Here is a 3,728-nt window from a genome sequence, read left to right as displayed (position 1 = left end):
CAGTATCTGTGGGAGCGAGCCTGCTCGCGAATGGGGCGCCTCGGTTTCAAGTGAATCGGGGCAGTTGGCCTCTCAATACTCCAGGCAATAAAAAACGCCGCTCATCTCACGATGGGCGGCGTTTTTTATTGCGTTGCAGCGTTAGGCTTGAACGACCGGGATGTTGGCGTTCGCAGCCGCTTCACGGAACTCGGCGATCTGGTCGAAGGACAGGTAGCGGTAGACATCGGCCGCCATGCTGTCGATCTTGCCAGCGTATTCCATGTACTCCTCGACGGTCGGCAGGCGACCCAGGATGGACGCCACGGACGCCAGCTCGGCCGAAGCCAGGTAGACATTCGCGCCGTCACCCAGACGGTTCGGGAAGTTACGGGTCGACGTCGACACGACAGTCGAGTTCGGCTCTACACGTGCCTGGTTACCCATGCACAGCGAGCAGCCTGGCATTTCCATGCGAGCGCCGGCCTTGCCGTAGATGCCGTAGTAGCCTTCTTCGGTCAGCTGGTGAGCGTCCATCTTGGTCGGCGGCGACAGCCACAGACGGGTTGGCAGCTGACCCTTGACCTGATCCAGCAGTTTACCGGCAGCGCGGAAGTGACCGATGTTGGTCATGCACGAACCGATGAACACTTCGTCGATCTTCTCGCCAGCAACGCTGGAGAGCAGACGAGCGTCGTCCGGGTCGTTCGGCGCGCAGAGCACAGGCTCCTTGACGTCGGCCAGGTCGATCTCGATGACTTCGGCGTACTCGGCGTCCTTGTCCGCTTCCAGCAGCTCAGGGTTGGCCAGCCAGGCTTCCATCGCTTGAGCGCGACGTTCCAGGGTACGGGCATCGCCGTAGCCTTCGCCGATCATCCAGCGCAGCAGGGTGATGTTCGACTTCAGGTATTCGGCGATCGACTCTTTGGACAGCTTGATGGTGCAACCGGCAGCCGAACGTTCGGCCGAGGCGTCGGACAGTTCGAAGGCTTGCTCGACGGTCAGGGTTTCCAGACCTTCGATCTCCAGGATGCGGCCGGAGAAGGCGTTCTTCTTGCCTTTCTTCTCGACGGTCAGCAGGCCTTTCTGGATCGCGTAGTAAGGGATGGCATGAACCAGGTCACGCAGGGTGACGCCTGGTTGCAGTTTGCCCTTGAAGCGGACCAGGATCGACTCAGGCATGTCCAGCGGCATGACGCCGGTGGCGGCGGCGAAGGCGACCAGGCCGGAACCGGCCGGGAACGAGATACCGATCGGGAAACGGGTGTGGGAGTCACCACCGGTGCCGACAGTGTCCGGCAGCAGCATGCGGTTGAGCCACGAGTGGATGATGCCGTCGCCCGGACGCAGGGAAACGCCGCCACGGGTCATGATGAAGTCAGGCAGGGTGTGGTGGGTGGTCACGTCGATCGGCTTTGGATAGGCCGCGGTGTGGCAGAAGGACTGCATCACCAGATCGGTCGAGAAGCCCAGGCACGCCAGGTCTTTCAGTTCGTCACGGGTCATCGGACCGGTGGTGTCCTGGGAGCCCACGGTGGTCATCTTCGGTTCGCAGTAGGTGCCCGGACGGATGCCGGTCACGCCGCAAGCCTTGCCGACCATTTTCTGCGCCAGGGTGTAGCCCTTGGTGCTTTCAGCCGGTGCTTCAGGCTTCTTGAACAGGTCGGAAGGTGGCAGACCCAGTTCGGCGCGAGCCTTCTCGGTCAGACCACGGCCGATGATCAGCGGAATACGGCCGCCGGCGCGAACTTCGTCCAACAGGACCGGAGTCTTCATTTCGAAGGTGGTCAGGACTTCGTCGGTGCCGTGCTTGCAGACTTTGCCAGCATGCGGGTACAGGTCGATCACGTCGCCCATGTGCATGTTGGAGACGTCGAATTCGATTGGCAGTGCGCCGGCATCTTCCATGGTGTTGTAGAAGATTGGAGCGATCTTGCTGCCGAAGCAGAAACCGCCGGCACGCTTGTTCGGCACGTAAGGAACGTCGTCGCCGAAGAACCACAGCACCGAGTTGGTGGCCGATTTACGCGAAGAACCGGTACCGACCACGTCGCCGACGTAGGCGATCGGGAAGCCGGCGTTGCGCATTTCTTCGATCTGCTTCATCGGACCGGTGACGCCTTGTGCGTCAGGCACGATGCCGTCGCGAGCCATTTTCAGCATGGCCAGGGCGTGCAGCGGGATGTCCGGGCGGGACCAGGCATCAGGAGCAGGGGACAGGTCGTCGGTGTTGGTCTCGCCAGTCACCTTGAAGACGCGCAGGCTGATCTTGTCGGCCAGGGTAGGGCGCTTCACGAACCATTCGCCGTCAGCCCAGGATTGCAGTACGCCTTTGGCGTGAACGTTGCCGTTCTTGGCTTTTTCAGCCACGTCGTGGAAGGCATCGAACATCAGCAGGGTGTGCTTGAGTTCTTCGGCGGCCACTGGCGCCAGTTCGGCGTCGTCCAGCAGGTTCACCAGGGTCACGATGTTGTAGCCGCCCTGCATGGTGCCGAGCAGTTCAACCGCGCGCTTCTTGTCGATCAGGGGGGATTTGGCTTCGCCTTTGGCGATGGCGGACAGGAAGCCGGCCTTGACATAGGCGGCTTCGTCCACTCCAGGTGGAACGCGATTGGTGATCAGGTCAACGAGGAAAGCTTCTTCGCCAGCCGGGGGATTTTTCAGCAGCTCGACCAGGCCTGCAGTTTGTTCGGCGTTAAGCGGCTGGGGAACGATACCCAGTGCTGCACGCTCTTCGATATGTTTGCGGTAGGCTTCAAGCACAGTTATTACCCTCATCAGTGGTCCCAAATGGGTGTCCGGGACGCTCATCCCGAAATTGCCGTACTCATGCGCTGCATGGCGTTGTGAGCCACTTAGCCAGAATTACCGACAATTCCTTACAGAAGCTGCTTTCAAAGTTTTACGCCTGCAGAACGGGAGCTGATGAGGGTTGGCGTCGGATTCTTCCCCGCTGGAAAAAACCTCCGCCAACACCGCTCTGAAGGAACGACTGTGCTCGTGACGCTTTGAAAACAGCTTCTAACGGACATTGGCGCCTAAAAAGGCTGGCTGATTCTACGGCAAAAAAAAATTAAAGGTAAGTCAGGCTCTATTGGACTTTGGTGGCGAACAGCCTCCGGAGTGCGACAGAGCCTCAAGCGCTGAACTTTGAGGGGTGATCAATACCGGACAAAGGGCTAACATGCCGGCCTGTTTTGCTTTTTCGTATTCTGCCTACCTATGCCCAATCAGACCATCAAGACCCCCTGCGTCGGCCTTTGCTCCACTGTCTACGGTGACCTGGTGTGCCGTGGCTGCAAGCGTTTCCACCATGAAGTGATTCACTGGAACGGTTACAACGAAGAAGAAAAACGTGCGGTATGGCTGCGCCTGGAGCAGCTGTTGTCCCAGGTGATGGCGGCCAAGGTCGAGATTTTCGATGCGTCACTGCTCAGAACCCAGCTGGAGCAGCGCAAGATCCGCTTCGTGCCGCATCAGTCGGCCTATTGCTGGGCCTACCAATTGATCGCCCGGGGCGCGCGGGTGATCAATAATCTGGAAGCCTACGGGATGGTTTTGTTGCCGGAGTTCCGCGATTGGAACCTGCCTGAATTGCGCGATGCCATTGATCGGGAGTTTTTTCTGCTGTCCGAGGCGCATTACCAGCGATACATCGCCCCCGGTTTCCTCAAGGATGCGTTTGGCGGCTGATTTCTTGAAGCTTCGCGAGCAGGCTCGCTCCCACAGGGAAATGCATTTCAACTGTG

2 protein-coding genes are annotated in these 3,728 nt (G+C 59.4%); one reads left to right on the top strand and one right to left on the bottom strand.

Translation table 11 applies throughout. From position 1 onward, the window contains the following. Window positions 1-141 precede the first annotated feature (141 nt). A complete protein-coding gene (gene acnB / locus ACW9HW_RS29460; protein ID WP_095194978.1) occupies window positions 142-2,742 on the bottom strand; it encodes a bifunctional aconitate hydratase 2/2-methylisocitrate dehydratase in 2,601 nt (866 codons plus the stop codon). A gap of 459 nt (window positions 2,743-3,201) precedes the next feature. Between acnB and ACW9HW_RS29455 the strand changes: the two genes are divergently transcribed. Beyond that, a complete protein-coding gene (locus ACW9HW_RS29455; protein ID WP_096510965.1) occupies window positions 3,202-3,672 on the top strand; it encodes a DUF1289 domain-containing protein in 471 nt (156 codons plus the stop codon). Window positions 3,673-3,728: the final 56 nt, after the last annotated feature.

Source organism: Pseudomonas sp. SDO5532_S415, from assembly GCF_054071155.1.
The sequence above is the reverse complement of the archived record's forward strand: the minus strand, read 5'-3'. Positions and strand labels throughout refer to the sequence as shown.